At 38.6% G+C, this 1,126-nt stretch carries 1 protein-coding gene; it reads left to right on the top strand.

Translation table 11 applies throughout. From position 1 onward, the window contains the following. The first annotated feature begins 171 nt into the window (after positions 1–171). Positions 172–1,068 carry a phage antirepressor N-terminal domain-containing protein gene (locus ACG9ZL_RS20990; RefSeq protein WP_419361837.1) on the top strand — a complete coding sequence of 299 codons (897 nt, stop codon included), beginning with the start codon at positions 172–174 and terminating at the stop codon, positions 1,066–1,068. The last annotated feature ends 58 nt before the right edge of the window (positions 1,069–1,126 follow it).

The raw sequence follows: 1,126 nt of genomic DNA, 5'->3' as shown, positions 1-1,126 counted from the left end.
GCTTGGTCAGGAGTATGAAAGACCAGTGAATTATTTAATTAACCATGCGGTTAAGCAAATGAAAAATGAAATAGAGAGTGCGAAAGCATGAAATCAACAGGCACAAAAAAACCTTGCCCGACTACCAATCAAATGCAAGGTCTAGTTGCCATCACTTAAGGATGTAAACACATGACAAGTTTAACTCAAATCGCAGTACCTTTCCACAATGCTGAGCTATATATTGTGGAATTTGAAGGGCAACCGTATACACCCATGAAGCCTATTGTTGATGGCATGGGGCTGAGCTGGACAACTCAATATAGAAAGCTAATGACAGGGTATGCTCAAGATGAGCATACCCCTAACAGATGGGGTGTAACGAAAATCGTTATACCAACTTTGGGTGATTTGCAAGAAATGCTCTGCATTCCACTTCGTAAATTATTTGCTTGGCTTAACTCCATTAGCCCAAATAAGGTAAAACCCGAACTTCGAGATACCGTAATTAAGTATCAAGAAGAATGCGACGATGTACTTTGGGATTATTGGACTAAGGGTGTTGCTGTAAACCCTCGATCAACCAAAGAAGAACGCGAACCCCTAACTAATGCTGTAAATATGCTCGTAGCTAAAACTAAGCATTTAAACTATAGCGATGCATACAAACTCGTTCATCAGCGTTTCAACGTAAAACACATTGATGAGATTCCTTATGATGAAATCCCTGTCGCTGTGGAATATATTCATCACTTAATTGCTTTGTATAGTCAGACAGAAAAACAGGGTTCGCTGTTTGATAAAGATGATTATGAGTTGATACGCCAAATGACAGAGGCAATTCTTGCTCAGAATGGCGCTATGAACAATGTTTGGAAAGCGTTAGAGTTAGTAGCTCCAAATGATTTCATTTATTTTCATCAGTACATCATGGAATCCAATGTATTAGCTCGAAAGGTTAGTATTGGATTCGATTTCAAAACCAAGTGTGGCACACCATTGGTTGATCAATATTGTAGAACGATCAATTTTTCAACTGGTGCAAGAATGGGTGTGAATCCTAAATGGTTTAATGCGCCAGCGTGGTAATTTAACAAACCTCCTTCGGGAGGTTTTTTTACTTGATAAATATGCAAAATAAGCTATA

This window comes from Acinetobacter legionensis (genome assembly GCF_048551735.1).
Lineage (GTDB): Bacteria > Pseudomonadota > Gammaproteobacteria > Pseudomonadales > Moraxellaceae > Acinetobacter.
Note: the sequence above shows the minus strand (reverse complement) of the source record. Positions and strands in the feature narration are given on the sequence as shown.